The 15,594-nt window shown below is 62.0% G+C and carries 17 protein-coding genes and 2 riboswitches; of the genes, 7 read left to right on the forward strand and 10 right to left on the reverse strand.

Going from position 1 to position 15,594, the window contains the following annotated elements:
• The first annotated feature begins 138 nt into the window (after positions 1 to 138).
• Both CVS30_RS17910 and CVS30_RS05065 read left to right on the forward strand, forming a co-directional pair.
• The gene (locus tag CVS30_RS17910; protein WP_181419688.1) at positions 139 to 285 is read left to right on the forward strand and encodes a hypothetical protein; all 147 of its coding nucleotides are present in this window, start codon (positions 139 to 141) and stop codon (positions 283 to 285) included.
• Entirely contained in the window at positions 275 to 691 is a 417-nt protein-coding gene (locus tag CVS30_RS05065) for a hypothetical protein (protein WP_110484242.1), read from the forward strand. The genes CVS30_RS17910 and CVS30_RS05065 overlap by 11 nt, the downstream gene beginning before the upstream one ends.
• 70 nt (positions 692 to 761) lie before the next feature.
• On the opposite strand, the gene fdhD is transcribed toward CVS30_RS05065, so the two are convergent.
• Positions 762 to 1,595 carry a formate dehydrogenase accessory sulfurtransferase FdhD gene (fdhD, locus tag CVS30_RS05070; RefSeq protein ID WP_110484243.1) on the reverse strand — a complete coding sequence of 278 codons (834 nt, stop codon included), beginning with the start codon at positions 1,593 to 1,595 and terminating at the stop codon, positions 762 to 764.
• Between the two features lie 69 nt (positions 1,596 to 1,664).
• Here fdhD and CVS30_RS05075 point away from each other — a divergent pair, with 69 nt between their 5' ends.
• Complete coding sequence (locus tag CVS30_RS05075; protein WP_110484244.1) at positions 1,665 to 3,992, forward strand: FdhF/YdeP family oxidoreductase; 2,328 nt, start codon at positions 1,665 to 1,667, stop codon at positions 3,990 to 3,992.
• A gap of 279 nt (positions 3,993 to 4,271) precedes the next feature.
• On the opposite strand, the gene CVS30_RS05080 is transcribed toward CVS30_RS05075, so the two are convergent.
• The 6 genes from CVS30_RS05080 to CVS30_RS05105 form a co-directional block, all read right to left on the reverse strand.
• Positions 4,272 to 5,483 (reverse strand): molybdopterin molybdotransferase MoeA, encoded by a 1,212-nt coding sequence (locus CVS30_RS05080; RefSeq protein WP_110484245.1) that lies wholly within the window; start codon positions 5,481 to 5,483, stop codon positions 4,272 to 4,274.
• A gap of 6 nt (positions 5,484 to 5,489) precedes the next feature.
• Complete coding sequence (locus CVS30_RS05085; RefSeq protein WP_110484246.1) at positions 5,490 to 5,801, reverse strand: DUF6457 domain-containing protein; 312 nt, start codon at positions 5,799 to 5,801, stop codon at positions 5,490 to 5,492.
• Positions 5,802 to 6,497 carry an NTP transferase domain-containing protein gene (locus CVS30_RS05090; protein WP_110484443.1) on the reverse strand — a complete coding sequence of 232 codons (696 nt, stop codon included), beginning with the start codon at positions 6,495 to 6,497 and terminating at the stop codon, positions 5,802 to 5,804.
• Between the two features lie 124 nt (positions 6,498 to 6,621).
• Positions 6,622 to 7,431 carry an NlpC/P60 family protein gene (locus CVS30_RS05095; RefSeq protein WP_245934440.1) on the reverse strand — a complete coding sequence of 270 codons (810 nt, stop codon included), beginning with the start codon at positions 7,429 to 7,431 and terminating at the stop codon, positions 6,622 to 6,624.
• Positions 7,432 to 7,435: 4 nt separating this feature from the next.
• Positions 7,436 to 7,637: riboswitch (cyclic di-AMP (ydaO/yuaA leader) on the reverse strand.
• A 151-nt stretch (positions 7,638 to 7,788) separates the two neighbouring features.
• Complete coding sequence (locus CVS30_RS05100) at positions 7,789 to 8,598, reverse strand: M23 family metallopeptidase (protein ID WP_245934441.1); 810 nt, start codon at positions 8,596 to 8,598, stop codon at positions 7,789 to 7,791.
• Between the two features lie 4 nt (positions 8,599 to 8,602).
• A riboswitch (cyclic di-AMP (ydaO/yuaA leader) is annotated at positions 8,603 to 8,830 on the reverse strand.
• Between the two features lie 135 nt (positions 8,831 to 8,965).
• The gene (locus tag CVS30_RS05105) at positions 8,966 to 9,661 is read right to left on the reverse strand and encodes an iron-dependent transcriptional repressor DtxR (protein ID WP_110484248.1); all 696 of its coding nucleotides are present in this window, start codon (positions 9,659 to 9,661) and stop codon (positions 8,966 to 8,968) included.
• 231 nt (positions 9,662 to 9,892) lie between these two features.
• Between CVS30_RS05105 and serC the strand changes: the two genes are divergently transcribed.
• Complete coding sequence (gene serC, locus CVS30_RS05110; protein WP_110484249.1) at positions 9,893 to 11,020, forward strand: phosphoserine transaminase; 1,128 nt, start codon at positions 9,893 to 9,895, stop codon at positions 11,018 to 11,020.
• Positions 11,021 to 11,353: 333 nt separating this feature from the next.
• Here serC and CVS30_RS05115 read toward each other — a convergent pair whose 3' ends face one another.
• Complete coding sequence (locus tag CVS30_RS05115) at positions 11,354 to 11,965, reverse strand: DUF3027 domain-containing protein (protein WP_110484445.1); 612 nt, start codon at positions 11,963 to 11,965, stop codon at positions 11,354 to 11,356.
• Between the two features lie 11 nt (positions 11,966 to 11,976).
• The gene (locus CVS30_RS05120; RefSeq protein WP_110484250.1) at positions 11,977 to 12,357 is read right to left on the reverse strand and encodes a cold-shock protein; all 381 of its coding nucleotides are present in this window, start codon (positions 12,355 to 12,357) and stop codon (positions 11,977 to 11,979) included.
• Between the two features lie 199 nt (positions 12,358 to 12,556).
• On the opposite strand from CVS30_RS05120, the gene CVS30_RS05125 reads away from it, so the two are divergent.
• Together CVS30_RS05125 and CVS30_RS05130 are read left to right on the forward strand one after the other, a co-directional pair.
• Positions 12,557 to 12,796: a hypothetical protein gene (locus tag CVS30_RS05125; RefSeq protein WP_110484251.1), complete on the forward strand. Its 240-nt coding sequence runs from the start codon at positions 12,557 to 12,559 to the stop codon at positions 12,794 to 12,796.
• 137 nt (positions 12,797 to 12,933) lie between these two features.
• Entirely contained in the window at positions 12,934 to 13,725 is a 792-nt protein-coding gene (locus CVS30_RS05130) for a class I SAM-dependent methyltransferase (protein WP_110484252.1), read from the forward strand.
• 32 nt (positions 13,726 to 13,757) lie between these two features.
• Here CVS30_RS05130 and CVS30_RS05135 read toward each other — a convergent pair whose 3' ends face one another.
• A complete protein-coding gene (locus CVS30_RS05135) occupies positions 13,758 to 14,687 on the reverse strand; it encodes a sugar phosphate isomerase/epimerase family protein (protein ID WP_110484253.1) in 930 nt (309 codons plus the stop codon).
• A gap of 181 nt (positions 14,688 to 14,868) precedes the next feature.
• On the opposite strand from CVS30_RS05135, the gene CVS30_RS05140 reads away from it, so the two are divergent.
• Complete coding sequence (locus CVS30_RS05140; RefSeq protein ID WP_110484446.1) at positions 14,869 to 15,579, forward strand: response regulator transcription factor; 711 nt, start codon at positions 14,869 to 14,871, stop codon at positions 15,577 to 15,579.
• Positions 15,580 to 15,594: the final 15 nt, after the last annotated feature.

Raw genomic sequence — 15,594 nt, forward strand, 5'->3', positions numbered from 1 at the left:
TAGAACTCGGCGACATCCTCTGAGATTGCTGACCAGGAAAAAGGCCCTGCCCTAGAATCCATTCACCGCCAACGTCCCGGCTAGGGCTAGTGTTGTGGATATCCCCAACGCACGCACCAGTTAAGGAACAGAGCTCTCGTGTTCAAGAAGACAAGGTTGTTGATCGCCAGGGGACTCTTGGCGGCGTGCGATGGCCGTGGCACGCCGGATGAGCCCGGTTCCGTGGCCGAGCGCATCGAGACAGCCTTCCCCGACATCACAGAATTGGTCACCAATGCGACGTAACCGTCCCCACGCATCACTGAGCTTTCTCGCCTTAGCCACACTGGTCGTGATGTTCCTGGCCGGATGCACCAGCACCGAAGCCAGACTCGTCAAGGATATGGACGCCGCCCTCGCCGACGTCCCCGGGGTAGTTCACGCAAGCACCACCTACAACACCAACAACGGCATGAGCACGCGCATCACAGTCCGTCTCACCGCGTCCGCAGATGCCTCCCTGGAAACGGTGCTCTCCGACTCTCTGCACACTTTTGCCAACACCTCGGGCTCCACCAGGGGCACCATTTCTGTGGCCTACTACGTCTTCTCAGAGGGTGATGTGGACAACGGTATCCGCCCCACTGAGCTCGGACTGCCCGTGACGCCCACAGTGGATGAAATTCGCGCATTCGCCAGCGGCGCACAATAGATAGCTCTTCTGAGCAAGCACCAAAAACGCCTCATGAACACCGGCGCTTCCCAGAGCACGGAGCGCCGCGTCAGCCGATGCGCCCCGGGTGCGTGTACACGTTTAAGGAGTTGCCGCGGCTAAATCCTACCAAGGTGATTCCCGCACTGTGAGCCAGTTCAACAGCTAGGGACGACGGCGCACTCACGGCTGAGAGAATCGGCACCCCTGCCATCGCGGCCTTTTGAACGAGCTCAAACGATGCTCTTCCCGATACCTGCAAAATAGTGTTGGAGAGGGGAAGCTGTTTCTCTCTGAAGGCGGCACCCAGTACCTTGTCCACAGCGTTGTGCCGTCCTACGTCCTCGCGCAGTGAGAGGAGCTCCCCGTCCGGAGCAAAGAGCCCCGCAGCGTGGACGCCGCCGGTCTTTTCAAACAACTTCTGCTGTTCGCGCAGCGTATCAGGCAGTCCTGCCAGCACAGACGCCGACAGGATCACCTCCTCCACGGGTGCGAGGACCCCAAAGTGGGAGGACTTGTGCACCGCGTCAATGGACGCTGTGCCACAGATCCCGCACGCGCTGGAGGTGGTCACGTGACGTTGGGCGGCTTGCAAGGGCATGGCGACATCCGGGCGGAGCTGTGCCTCCACCACGTTGAAGGTCTGCTGCCCGTTTTCGTCCTCTCCGGCGCAGAACCGCAGCGAAATCAGCTGTTCCGGTTCAAAGATGATCCCTTCCGAGAGTAGGAAACCTGCCACCAGATCAAAATCATCGCCCGGGGTGCGCATGGTGACGCTGAAGGACTCATGCCCTAGCCGAATTTCAAGGGGTTCCTCTACGGCAAGTGCTTCCTCGCGCACAACCCGGCGGTCATCGGTGATGTTGACCTTGGTGGCCTTGACCCTGCGGATGAGCCGTCCCATGTATTCCTCCAAAAAAAAGCTAAAGCGTCTAAGCTCAACAGTAGATGCTCTGCAGTGAAGGGAACCATCATGGCTGGCAAGGCGCCGCAGAAAAACATTGACGAACAGCAGCTCTCAGTGGGTAGCGTGCAGAAAAAGGCCGTGGGTATTCCCGGAATTCTGCATTCCATGGAAGTCTCGCTCAAGCAGATGGGGCCGGTTCGCACCGCCCAGACCCTGCTGAGAATCAATCAGAAGGACGGCTTCGACTGCCCCGGCTGTGCCTGGCCCGAGGCTGATAAGCGACACACCGCCGAATTTTGCGAAAACGGGGCCAAAGCTGTCGCTGAGGAAGCCACTAAGAGGCGCGTGCCGCCGTCGTTCTTTGCAGAGCACAGCGTCAGTGAGCTGCGCGAATGGGACGATTTTCGACTAGGCCAGCAGGGCCGCCTGACGGATCCAATGTTCCTGGCCGAGGGCAGCGATCACTATGTTCCGGTGTCGTGGGAGCGGGCACTGGGGATTCTAGCCGACGAGCTCAAGGCGCTCAAGGACCCCAATGAGGCCATTTTTTACACCTCGGGGCGCACCTCGAACGAGGCCGCGTTCCTGTACCAGCTACTGGTGCGCGGGCTCGGGACGAACAACTTGCCGGACTGCTCCAATATGTGCCATGAATCCAGTGGTTCGGCCCTGACGGAGACGATCGGCATTGGCAAGGGCTCGGTCTCCCTCGAGGACATTTACCAGTCCGAGCTGATCCTCATCGCCGGGCAAAATCCCGGCACCAACCACCCCCGCATGCTCACGGCGCTGGAAAAGGCCAAGAAAAACGGGGCCACGATCGTCGCGATCAACCCGCTTCCCGAGGCCGGGCTGATGCGTTTTGACAACCCGCAGACCATGCGCGGTCTGGTGGGCGGCGGCACTCCCCTGGCCGACGATTTCCTGCAGATCAAACTTGGCGGCGACCAGGCGCTCTTCCAAGGCCTGGGTAAGTTCCTGTTGGAGGAGCACCGCCGTCCGGGATCGCGCTATGCCGGCCGCGTTTTCGACACCACCTTCATCGACGCTCACACCACGGGGCTCAGTGGCTACCTGGCGCAGCTCGAGGCCGTCACGTGGGAGGAGATTGTCCGCGCGTCGGGGCTCACGGAGGAGCAGATTCGCACCACCGGCGCGCGACTGCTGGCATCCAAGGCGACCGTGGTCTGCTGGGCCATGGGTCTGACGCAGCACAAACACTCCGTGTCCACGCTGCGCGATGTGGTCAACCTGCTGCTCCTGCAGGGCAACATCGGCAAACCGGGCGCCGGGGTGTGCCCCGTCCGTGGACATTCCAACGTCCAGGGTGACCGCACCATGGGCATCTTCGAGCGCATGTCGCCCGCGTTCCACGACGCGCTGGATGCCAAATTCGCCTTTACCTCCCCGCGCCCGCATGGTTACGACACCGTCGCCGCCATCAGAGCCATGCGCGATGGCAAGGCCGGGGTCTTCCTGGGCATGGGCGGCAACTTTGTCCGAGCCACACCGGATTCGGAGGTCACCGAGGCCGCGCTCAACAACCTCTCCCTCACGGCCCAGATCTCCACGAAGCTGAACAAATCGCACCTCGTGACCGGCCACCAGGCACTCATCCTGCCCACCTTGGGCCGCACCGAGCGCGACACCCAGGCCGGCGGCGATCAGCGCGTCACGGTCGAGGATTCCATGAGTGCTGTGCACGCCTCGCGCGGACGCTTGGCCCCGGCGTCGGATAATCTGCTCTCCGAGGTCGCGATTGTGTGTCAGCTCGCCAAGCTGCTTTTTGAAACGCCCGACGGCGGATCCCTCCCCGGTGCTCCCGTCGCCGATTGGGATGCTATGGCAGGTGACTACAGCCTGATTCGCGGCCATATCGCGGCGGTCATTCCCGGCTTTGAGGACTTTGAGTCAAAGATCGAACAGCCCGGCGGCTTCGTCCTGCCGCACGGTCCGCGTGATTCCCGCACCTTCACCACCGCGTCGGGGCTGGCCCACTTCACGGGCAACGAGCTGGAATACCCCGAGGTTCCGGAGGGCCGGCTGCTCCTCCAGACCCTGCGGTCTCATGATCAGTACAACACCACCATTTACGGCAAGGATGACCGCTACCGAGGCATCAAGAACGGCCGCCGCGTGGTCTTCGTCAACCAGAAGGATCTAGATTCCTTCGGCATTGCCGACGGCACCATGGTGGATCTGGTCTCGGAATGGAAGGACGGCCGCGACCGCCGTGCACCCAACTTCCGTGTCGTGGCCTACTCCACGCCCGTGGGTTGCGCGGCAGCCTACTATCCCGAGACGAATGTCCTGGTTCCCTTGGATTCCACGGCCGATTTCAGTGGAACGCCCACCTCGAAGTCCGTCGTGATCCGTCTGGAGCCTGTTTCCTAGCTTCCTCCCCTGTTGAGTCGCCACATCACGCCCCTATGGAGATTTATAACGGCCTGATGTGGCGACTCAACGTGCGGCGGGGAATCCTGAGGGGCTTCACGTCCACGGGCGCCCGGTTTTCCCGCCAAACACGCCACTTTCTCGCCGGATGCTCCGTGTTCCGGCTATGGACACCACTTTCCTGCCACGGAGCCGAGCTCTCCCCTGGTTCCCCTGTTGAGTCGCCACATCACGCCCTTCTGGAGATTCATAGCGGCGTGATGTGGCGACTCAACGTGGCTAGGCCCAAGGCAGGGGAATGGCGGTGAGACTTTCGCCCATCTTTGCCCCGTGGGGCGGGACCACCATGATGCCGTCGGCCGCGGCGAGGCCCCGCATCATCGCGGAGTCCGTGTGGGCGCAGGGCGAGGCCAGCCCGTAGACGAGGCGATAGGGCATGAGCCGAGTTGGCCCGTGGTAATCCTTAATGGGGCTGCCACAGGCCACCTCCGTGGTGACCGGGCACGGCAGGCTACCCAGCCGAGCCAGCAGCGGCGCGCCAAGCGTTATGAGACCCACCATGGCGGCGAGCGGATTGCCGGGGAGTCCCAGAATGAAGCGCCCATCGGGCAGTTCTGCCAGCAGTGTCGGATGGCCCGGGCGCATGGCCATGTGTGAAACGTGGAAAGTGCCGCCCATGGCCGTGATGGCCTCGCGTAGAAAATCCGCACTTGAACGGCCGGTTGCCCCGGTGGTAATGATGACGTCCGCGGGGTCATCTTCGTCATCGTCGAGGGCATCAAGCATCGAGGCCAGAGTGTCGGCGGCCCGTTGCAGCCCCACAACCGATCCTCCCAGCATGGCGACCACGGCCCCGAGCTGAGGAGAAAAAGCGTCACGGACAAACCCAGGCTCCGGGATGCCCGAGGCGACAACCTCATCCCCCGTCAAGACAATCTTCACGGCCGGCTTGCCGAGTACCGAGAGCTCATCCATGGCCCCGAGTGCGGCCAGGGCAATATGGGCCGGGTTCAAAACCACCCCGGCCTTGATCAGCAAGTCATCCGTGGCGGCTTCCTGGCCGGCAGGCCGAATGTGTTGTCCGTTCTTCGGTTCCCCCGGACGCGCGGTGCCGCCAAGGACCAAAACTGGGAGTCCGTCGTCGTCCGTGGAGAGGACGCCCGACTCGCTGCGCAGGACCGCCTTGGCCCCTTGGGGAATCAACCCACCCGTGAGGATGGGGACAGCCTGACCGGCGGACAGCTTCGTGCCGGGTTCTGCAAAGATCCACGGGGCGCTGCCGGCAATCGCCCAGCCGTCCATGGCCGAGGAGGCATAGTGGGGCATGGCGTGACGGGAGAAGACGTCGTCGGCCAGCATCCGCCCCACGGCCAACGACAGCGGGAGCGCATGGGCCGGAAGTGGCTGCGCCACATCCCAGGCACGCTCACGAGCCTCGGACCACGTGTGGGGAAGCGCAGACTCCTCGGGCGTGCTGGCCGCGGTCACCATGAAGCGTTAGTTTCCGGCGGGGTTGGGCGTATCCGTGGCGGCAGGTGCCGTGGGCGCCTCCGCAGCGGCCAACTTCTTGGCCATGCCCAGTGCAGCAGCCATGGCGTTGGCCTCGCTGGTCTGCCCCATGCCAGCTGCGAGCCCGGCCGCAAGACCCGCGACGAAGGTTGTCACGGGCGCTGCGGGGCGCACGATCGAGTGTGCGGCAACTCCGGCCAGGCTGAGGACGGCATTGACATCGACGTCAATATCGGCGATCTCAAAGGCTTCCAGCAGTTTCTTCGTCCAGGCCTGCAGAACCTCGTCGTGATTTTCCAATTACTGTCCTTCTGCGGTGGCCGGATCCGCGGCGATGCCTTGCGCGCGGGCATCCGCCCAGGTGTCGATGTCGGCCGCCAGCGCTGCTGGAACGACGCATTCCTTGGTGTTTACCTTAGCAATCAAGGAGAACACGGAGGCGTTTTCCAGCCGGTGAGCCGCACGCGCCGCCGCAACTGCCTCCTGCAGCGCCGATCGCGGATAAATGGCGGCCAACGGCTGCTTCCGCCCCTCAGCATTGGCCATAACACCCTCTCCGGGTTCGCTTGCATCCACGTGCTCATACAGGAGCCGCATCAGATCGCCCGCATGAGGCATATCGCACGCCAGTACGAGCACGAAGTCAGCCGGCGCCGTCAAGGCCCCCAGACCGGCAGCTAGCCCCGCAGCGGGTCCGGCAAACGGCGGATCCTCCTGGACGGCGACGACCTCTGCCCCACGTCTGGCCGTGGTCAGCCATTCGGCAATCTTCTCTACGGGACCCACGACGGCGATACGCGCCTCCCGGCCCAGCTCGCCTTGGGCGGTGGCTGGCAGGGCGGAGCGCCCGGCAGTCTCCAGCCCGGTGGCTTCGAGGAAGTCCGCCGCGGCGTCCACGGTGCGCGCCAGAAGCGTTTGGCCCTCGAGTATGAGGCCAGCCTTCGGCACTCCCCCGAGTCGGCGCGACAGGCCTCCGGCCACAATGATGATCTGCATGCTGCCCCCGAAGATAGTGTCAGGACCGCCAAAGAGCACCTCAACACCATTGTTGGGCGTGCTCGAATGTGGCTTAAATAAATGAACCCCGTCCGAAGACGAGGTTCATTAGGCAATATCGGTCTTAGTGACCCATTGCAATGTAAACGGGACCCGAACCGACGTTGACGGAGAAGATAGCGGTTGTGCCGCCACCCCATCCACCATGTACGGCCTGGCCGTTACCAATGTAAACAGCGATGTGAGCCAGGCCCATGCCGCCATCTGCGTAGTAAATCAAGTCACCGGGCTGTGCTTCGCCCTGAGAGACCGTACGGCCCAAGCTCAGGTAACCAGCCGGCCAGTCGTGGAAGTTAATTCCAGCGGCAGCCAAGGAGTTGCTGGCGAGTGCGGTGCAATCCTGAGCAACACCAATCTGTGACAAGGCAGCGCTGGCGATTGTGGCGCCAATTCCGCTTGCAACAGCAGGCTTGGTCTCAGCAACAGGGGTGCTGGTGGTGACGGTCGGAGCTGCGGCCTTGGCTGCGACAGGAGCGGAAGCTACTGCAACATCAGCTGCGGCTGCAACGTTTTCAACGTTTGCAACGTTGTCGGACTGTGCCTCTACAACTACCGGCGCCACAACGGGAGCAGGGGTGGAGGTGATGGCGGGTACGGCGAAAGCGATCTTCACCGTGGATGCTGCCGTGATGTTGGAAGCAAGTCCAGCATTCAAGTTCAGCGTGGTAGCACCGTCAGAAGCGCGCTCCACAGTGGGAGTAGCCGCGTTTGCTGCGATACCAGATGTCAAAACCAGACCAGAAGCGGCTGCAATAACAGCTGCCTGACGACCAACCCCGCCGACGTTGGAGCTGACGGCTTTCGTGAGGGTGGAGATCGGACTGGTCTTAGCAGCTTCGGCGCGGTGGCGCCCAAGAGCAATATTTGAAGCCAAGAAGGTTTCCTCTCCCAATGCCTGCGAGGTAAGCTGTCGGATTCGGATGGGAGTCACCCGGCCGCTCCACATTTGATCAGCGAAGGAATTGGCTTCCTCTGCATGAACTAACGCTTCGCGGCTTCACCCCAAGGTCTTCGCGCGTAGCGCTCAAACCGATAATTGTGGTTCCCCCGCCCCTGCCAGACGATTGATACGAACGGACCACGTGCGGTGGCAGAGCTAGGCAATCTGCACATGGGCGACGACTTGATTCGAAGTTGACGCGATATCGACGGTACAACAGATTTTTCCCAATGTCACGTTCAGGTCACGGTCTTGTGACTAATCCGTAACTAAAAGTGGGTTGTGGAGGAATTAAAGCCAGCCCATAGGGTCAACGGTCTCATCGTCGACAATGACTTCGAAGTGCAGGTGGGGGCCCGTTGAGGCTCCGGTTGAGCCGCTGAAGCCAACAACTTCGCCACGTTCAACCTTTTGGCCAACCTTGACCGCATTGCTGCTCATGTGGTTGTAGGACGTGGAGAGGCCGTTACCGTGGTCAACAACCACGCGGTTGCCTCCACCGTAGGTGTGCCAGCCGGAGAAGGTAACGGTTCCACTAGCTGCGGAAAGCACCTCGGTGCCGCTGGCAATGGCGTAATCCTGGCCAGTGTGGTGTTCATCAACCTGGCCGGTGATGGGGCTGATCCGGTCGCCGAACGGCGAGCTCGGGACCAGGGTCTTCAGCGGAGCCGAGAGCGTTCCCTTGGCGGCCTGAGGAGCAACATTGGAGGCTTCAACCTTCAGCGTTTCCTTGAGCTGTCCGTCCGGGCTCATGGAGCTTGCCAGCTGGGGTGAAGCAAAAGTAATGGGGATATCAGCGGCTGCGGTGACTACGGTCTCAACCGAGGAAACCGAGGAAGCCTGAACGCTGGGGACTTCTGCGGCCTGAGTTGACGGCAAGGTGACGGCCAAGACGAGGCCGGTGGCGGCCATGGCAACGCCAACTTTTTGTCCGGCTCCGCTGGCGGCACCGGAACGCAGCAACTGGGCTACGGAAATATTGGGGGTGGCGTTGGCGCGTTCTGCTGCAAGAGCTTCGCGACGACTACCAAGGTGAGCAGACAGCTCATGAGTTACCGGCGATGACGCCTTGCGACGTCCCCGCTGTTTGACCTCTGACACTAATTACCTCTCTATAGTTCACCTGCGAAGTTAGCTGTCGGATTCGGATCAGAGAGTGTAACTTTTGATCCGGCCCAGCTCTCACGGCACACGTCAAGCTATGGCGCTTCCCCACGGAAAGCGTCACGGCAATGTGATGCGATGAGATTGGGCTTCACCCCAAGGTTGACCAAATGGCCAACCGATAAGTGGTTCCCCCGTCCTTGCCTGAATGTTTTAGTCCTGCGTGCGAAGGCAAGGCTCGGTGTCGCACACAGGTAACGCTTTGGTTACGGCGTTAGATATTACTATACGGTACAAGCGGTAAACGTAATAACTCCGTTACCTGGAATATCAATAGCGGCTTGTCAGAACGCTTCAGGCGTTCTTAGCTCATGGAAACGAAAACATGCGAGGCCACTTCCGGAGGCAGCTCAAGGGCGCCTTCGATGCCCGGCACACGCACGGAGATGTATTCTCCGACTTGTTCTAGGGAAATTCGGGCACCTGGGCGCAAGCCACCCTCATCAAGTTGCAGGAGCAATTCCGGCTCAACCTGGATGCGTTCGGACAGGCGGTGAATCACAACTTCCTGGCCCGGTGCGTAGCTGCTCATGGCATCAACGAGTGTGACCAATCCCGCAGCGAAAAGCGGGGAAATCTCTCCGCCAAGCTCTTCAAGTCCCGGAATCGGGTTGCCGTAGGGAGATTCTTCGGGTTTGCCGAGAAGGTCAAAGAGGCGCTGTTCCACGCGCTCGCTCATGACGTGTTCCCAACGGCACGCTTCCTCGTGAACATAGGCCCAGTCCAGACCGATGACATCGGAGAGCAGGCGTTCGGCCAAGCGGTGCTTGCGCATGACTCGGGTTGCCTTGTCGCGACCTGCCGGCGTCAGCTCTAGGTGGCGATCGCCGGAAACAATGACCAAACCGTCGCGTTCCATGCGGCCGATGGTTTGAGAAACAGTCGGCCCAGAATGGTGCAGGCGCTCGGCGATGCGTGCGCGCAGGGCAACGATGTTCTCTTCTTCCAACTCCAGGATGGTCCGCAAATACATCTCGGTCGTGTCGATCAAGTCAGCCACGTGAGCATCCTCCTGTTTTTGGGCAAGTTTTTGGTGCAAAGAGCATCACCCTCTACGTTAGCCTGATTGCCGCGATCCCGGGAAACCCTGCTACCTGCTCCAACCCAGTAGCTGTGCAGTTTATTTCTTAGCTGGACACGGCTTTTCCGCTATCGGCGTGAAGTACGGCAGAATTGGCAACAGCCCTTGGCAACTAATGAAACTTCCATCGCTTAAATTTTGGAGTAACCCGTGAGCGAATCCACGCCCCTCACCATTCCCGCCAGCCTGCGACCCGCCGACGGCCGCTTCGGTGCCGGCCCGTCCAAGGTCCGCCCCGAGCAGGTTACTGCTCTTTCCGAGGCCGGAGCCATGCTCTTGGGCACCTCTCACCGCCAGGCACCCGTGAAGAACCTCGTGGGCGATGTTCGCAGCGGCCTGAAGCAGTTCTTTGGCGCCCCGGACGACTACGAAGTGATCTTGGGTGTTGGTGGTTCCACCGCATTCTGGGACGTTGCAACGTTCGGCCTGGTTGAGAACAAGGCCCAGCACCTTTCCTTTGGTGAATTTGGCTCGAAGTTTGCCGCCGCCACGAACAACGCGCCGTTCTTGGATGCCTCCTCCATCATCACCTCCGCTCCCGGCACCCGCCCGGTGGCCGTGGCCGAGGCCGGCGTGGATGCCTACGCCTGGCCGCAGAACGAGACCTCCACGGGTGTTGCCGCTCCGGTGAAGCGCGTTGCCGGCGCCGATGAGGGCGCACTGGTCCTCATCGATGCCACCTCCGCTGCTGGCGGCCTGGCCGTTGATGTCAGCGAGAGCGATGTGTACTACTTCGCCCCTCAGAAGAACTTTGCCTCCGACGGCGGACTTTGGCTTGGGCTGTTCTCTCCCGCTGCGCTGGAGCGCGCCAAGCGCATTGGTGCCTCCAACCGCTGGGTGCCGGACTTCCTGAACCTGAACACCGCCATTGACAACTCGCTGCTCAACCAGACGTACAACACGCCTGCGCTGTCCACGCTGGTGACCCTGAATAACCAGGTTCAGTGGCTCAATGACAACGGCGGCATCGACTTCGCCTCCGCACGCACCGCCGATTCCGCAGGCCGCCTGTACACCTGGGCCGAGGAATCCGCCGTCGCTACCCCCTACGTGGTCAATGCCGAAGACCGCTCCAACGTCATCTGCACCATCGATTTCGACGAGTCCGTCGATGCCGCTGCTGTGGCCAAGGTGCTCCGTGCCAATGGCATCGTCGACACCGAGCCTTACCGCAAGCTGGGCCGCAATCAGCTGCGCATCGCCACCTTCGTAGCAATCGATCCCGAAGACATCACCGCACTGACCAAGTGCATCGACTACGTGATCGAAAATATCTAAGTAAGTCCGACGGCGTGCCCCTCACCAATCACTTCCCTAACGTTGACCCGTCACATCACGCCGTTATCGCTGCGGTTTAAGGGCGCGATCTGGCGACTCAACGCGGAATCAGGTAGGGAGGAATCAGGCAGGGAAGAATCAGGCAGGCCCGACGCCGGGAACCCGCCTTGGCACCCAGCCAGGGGACTTCCGGAGGGTTCCCACCTGTGCCCCTCGGCGCATCTTGCAAGTTCTGAACCGGACGGAACAAAAGATAAGGGCCGATTCCTCGAGGGGAATCGGCCCTTATTTAGCGACTAAGAGTCAGCAGCAAAACACTGTGAAGCGGCAGAATTACTCCGCGGTGTCTTCTTCCGGAGCAGCAACCGCGGCGTCCTCGGACGCTGCTTCGTCGGTCGCAAGCTCAGTCGCGGCAGCTCCGCCGTCGGACTCTTCTTCAGAGTGCTCCGCCTCATGCGCGGCGGTGTGCTGAGCATGGAGGTTCATGGCAGCATCAGCGGCGGCCTGATCCTCGGGTCGGACACGCTCGGACCACGGCACCCAGGCCGGAGCCAGCACGGAGTCCTCGGTCGGCAACAAGCCCACCTCGTTGACCGTTGCCTCTTTGCCGCGCGACACCCGGGACAGCGTGGCAAACCACGTCCAGCCGCGGTACCCGGGCTTGTTGCATTCGAAGAGGTGCGTCACACAGCGGACACCCTCGCTGCGGGCGCCGACGTGCTTGCCGATCTCGTCAACCGTGGCGATACTCAGCACGGCGCTGCGGGCAGGATCCACCTCAGCAGCAAGGAACGAATCGGGCTTACCCACGCGCCACAGCGGAATGCCCGGGCGCTGGGTCTCAGCCGCTTCTGTTTCGGCTGCACCAGCTACGGGGTTCTCCTGCTCCGGCGTTGCATCGGATGAAACAGGGGTGGCGGTTGATTCGCCGAGAAGTTCGGTCATGTTGGGCACCGTTATGCGTCGAAGTTGTCGGCGACCTTGCGCAACGCCGCGGCAATCTTGCTCGCGTCACCGTCAGGGTACTTGCCGTTGGTCAGGGATCCGATGGAGTGCTCCAACAGGGAAACGAGGTCCTGCACGATGGGAGCAAGATCGCGGGCAGGCATACGCTTGGCCTTGGCGACCGAACCGCTGCGCTCGAGAATCTTCGCCGCCATGGCCTGGGCGCCCTTGCGACCGTCGGCCACACCGAATTCCATGCGCATGCCGGGCTTGATGTCGCCAGCGTCGGCGGGCAGGGCGTTGGCGCGCAGGAATACTTCGCGTCCGTCATCCGCTGCGATGATGCCGAAGCCTTTTTCGTTGTCGTACCACTTCACTTTGCCGATAGGCACTTGCTTTACCCCTTAAAAAGTCATTGGCGTGATTGACGAATCTGCCTTGTCTGGCTGCTCTTCGCTGTACTCACGGCCGGGAATCTTGCGGCCGGTACCTGCAATGGCAGATCGTATCGCTCTACTAGGTTCTAGGTTACCGTGTTCGCCACAGTACCGCGGCTTTGTGCTGAAACTGTCCGCTGTTAGCGTTATGAGCATGAGTCCCCTTTATTCGGCCCCGCAAACCGTTGGCCGCGGCTGGCAGATTTTCAATTACACGGCCATGGCCATGGCCCTGATTGCCCTCGTGGCCCTCATCGTGGTCCTCATCAGCAAGTGGGCCGGTGGCACCCCGTGGCCCGGCTTCAACTGGATCTCCATGATCGCCCTGCCGCTCGCCTTCCTCATGATGGGCGCCAGCGTGATGCATTCGGTGACCGTCCGACGCCGGCTCTAACCTCCCAGCCTTCCCCACCTCGGCTTCGTCCCCGGCCACGCTCTGGCGCGATATTTCCCAGTGCCATGGCAGAGGCTCCGGAGTAGGATCAGAAGCAGGCGGAGTCCGCTCAGCCGCCCGTACTTCGTGGAGGCGTTATGAACACCGAAGAGTCAGTAGCCGCGCACTACAGCCGAGGCAATGTCGAAGATGTGTTGCTAGGCATCATCAAGGCTGCCGGCGGAAATCCCCAGCATTTTGTGCCCGCCGATCTCCACGGAGCAGATCAGCTGCACATTGGCGGAGCCCAGGCCACAACACGCGTCGCTACCCGGGCAGGCGTCAACGCCGGAAGCCACGTGGTCGATCTCGGATCCGGAACGGGCGGGGTGGCACGTCATCTGGCCCACGACTTTGGTGCCACGGTTCATGGCGTCGACCTCACACCACAGTTCGTCGCCGCCGCCAGATCCCTGACGGAGCGCACCGGGCTCTCGAGTCTGGCCACCTTTAGCCAGGGCAGCATCTTGGCCTTACCGTTCGACGAATCTGTCTTCGATGTGGCCTTGTTGGTGCATGTGGGCATGAATATCCAAAACAAGGACCAGGTGTTTGCCGAGGCAGCCAGAGTGCTGCGCCCCGGCGGCATCATGGCCGTGTACGACATCATGCTCATGGGCGGCGACATCGAGCAATACCCACTCCCCTGGGCACAGACGCCCGACACCTCATTCGTGCAGCCGCCGCTGGCCTACAGCGACGCGCTCGAACAGGCCGGATTCGAGGTTGATCAGGAAGTTAAGCCCCTCGCAGAAGGCATCGAATTCCTCGAGAAGTCCACGGCGTCCAGCGGTCCCGTGGGCGTCGATGCTGGCGCCCTCAGCAATCTCATGACCGCCTTCCGTTCCGGTGTCTTGTCCCCCGTGGAGATTTACGCCCACCTCCCCTGACCCGTCCCCATCGAGGACGCGGTTGTCGCCTCCTACAGCGCCAAGCTTGCCTTGAGCGCTCCCAGCGCATCGGCCACGGGAGGCAGCTCCGGATGCCAGGCCCGCTCCCACTCCAGTGAAATCCACGGATCGGCAACTCCGTGCGCCGCCGAAATCCCCGCCGCCAGCGCGCGCATCTGCGGCAGCGGCAACTCACCCTCGCCCGGCAGCGTGAGCGTCACGGAGTTGCTTCCCGGATTCCGCATGCCGTCCTTATATTGGGCGTACGCCAGCGACTCCGCCAACAGCTCAGCCGTGCGTTCGGGCGCCTCGTCGTAACGCCACGGATGCATCAAATCCCAAATGACCTTGACCGGGGCAGCCGCGTCTACCTGCGACAGAATCCGCGAAATGTCGGTAGCCCGCGGGTGCGAGTCATGGGTTTCCAGCAACATCGTCACGCCGAGCTCCCGCGCGCGTTCGGCCGCCGCATTGAGCCGACGCGCCCCTAACGCATCCGCGGCCCGCAACTCCGAAGAGGGTTCCTCCCCCGGCGCAACCGGATCCAATCCGGCCCCCGGAAAGACGCGTACCTGAGCACCGTCGAGGCCCAGAGTCTTATTTCCCACCGACAGAGCCGCGGCAAGTTCGACGGCGGCCAGCAGCTCCGCGAGCACCGGATCGTGCGCGCTTGACTCACGTGAGGCGACGGTGACGGGCGCTGCGGAGGTGGCGGCAGCTTCGGCGTCGTCCGCGTCAAGAGCGCACACCTTGACGTAGCTGGCGAGGGCAAGAACGCCGATCCCGGCGTCGCTCAGCTGCCGGGACACCTCGGCGCACTGGGCCGGGCTCATGCCGGGGAAAATGAATTCCCCGGGGGCCGCTCGTAGCTCCAGCGCCGTGGCTCCGGAAGCGTGGGCGGTGGCGATGACCTGGGCAAGTGAGTCCCCGGGGCAACCCAGCGTGGAGAAGGCCAACGGCATGAAAAAACCTTTCAGCGGTGAACGGTGATGGCTCCAGACTATCCGGGCAACCGCTTTCCAGCAATGCTTCCGCGGCCCGGCGTAACCGTACTAGTCGCTGGGAACTCTCTGGGCGTATGCTGACAGTACTTACCCACGGAATATCCAGCATATTCCCAGCCAATGGTCGGAGACTGAAATGGTGAAGAAGACCGGACCTGAAGCCAAGTTGCTTGTTGTAGACGACGAGCCCAATATTCGTGAGCTGCTCTCCACCTCCCTGCGCTTTGCAGGCTTTGAGGTCATCGCGGCGGCTAATGGGCGCGAAGCCCTCGCCGCTGCCGAAGAGCACAACCCTGACCTTGCCGTCCTCGACGTCATGCTTCCGGACATGGACGGTTTTACCGTCACACGCCGGCTGCGCGCCGCGGGCAGGCACTTCCCGGTGCTCTTCTTGACCGCCCGGGACGACACCGAGGACAAGGTCACCGGCCTGACGGTCGGCGGCGATGACTATGTCACCAAGCCGTTCAGCCTCGACGAGGTCGTGGCCCGTATCCGTGCCGTGTTGCGCCGCACCCAGCCCATGGAAGACGACGACGCGGTCCTGCGCGTTGCCGATCTCGAGCTCGACGACGACGCCCACGAGGTGCGCCGCGCCGGCAAGACCGTGGAACTGTCCCCCACCGAGTTCAAACTCCTGCGTTACCTCATGCTGAACCCCAACCGGGTACTGTCCAAGGCCCAGATTCTGGATCACGTGTGGGAATACGACTTCAATGGCGACGCCTCGATCGTTGAATCGTACATTTCCTACCTGCGCCGCAAGGTAGACATCGACGCCTCGCTTCCTGCCTTGATTCAGACCAAGCGCGGCGTGGGTTACGTGCTGCGAACGGCCGACAAGCGCTAACGCTCGGGACTGACT

The sequence above is a fragment of the Arthrobacter psychrolactophilus genome (assembly GCF_003219795.1).
Classification (GTDB): Bacteria; Actinomycetota; Actinomycetes; order Actinomycetales; family Micrococcaceae; genus Specibacter; species Specibacter psychrolactophilus.

What these genes read in the sequence shown, in the direction of transcription:
- CVS30_RS05065 (WP_110484242.1), top strand. Translation starts at nt 275, where the DNA reads ATGCGACGTAACCGTCCCCACGCATCACTGAGCTTTCTCGCCTTAGCC.
- fdhD (WP_110484243.1), bottom strand. Translation starts at nt 1,595, where the DNA reads ATGGGACGGCTCATCCGCAGGGTCAAGGCCACCAAGGTCAACATCACC.
- CVS30_RS05075 (WP_110484244.1), top strand. Translation starts at nt 1,665, where the DNA reads ATGGCTGGCAAGGCGCCGCAGAAAAACATTGACGAACAGCAGCTCTCA.
- CVS30_RS05080 (WP_110484245.1), bottom strand. Translation starts at nt 5,483, where the DNA reads ATGGTGACCGCGGCCAGCACGCCCGAGGAGTCTGCGCTTCCCCACACG.
- CVS30_RS05090 (WP_110484443.1), bottom strand. Translation starts at nt 6,497, where the DNA reads ATGCAGATCATCATTGTGGCCGGAGGCCTGTCGCGCCGACTCGGGGGA.
- CVS30_RS05115 (WP_110484445.1), bottom strand. Translation starts at nt 11,965, where the DNA reads ATGACCGAACTTCTCGGCGAATCAACCGCCACCCCTGTTTCATCCGAT.
- CVS30_RS05125 (WP_110484251.1), top strand. Translation starts at nt 12,557, where the DNA reads ATGAGTCCCCTTTATTCGGCCCCGCAAACCGTTGGCCGCGGCTGGCAG.
- CVS30_RS05130 (WP_110484252.1), top strand. Translation starts at nt 12,934, where the DNA reads ATGAACACCGAAGAGTCAGTAGCCGCGCACTACAGCCGAGGCAATGTC.
- CVS30_RS05135 (WP_110484253.1), bottom strand. Translation starts at nt 14,687, where the DNA reads ATGCCGTTGGCCTTCTCCACGCTGGGTTGCCCCGGGGACTCACTTGCC.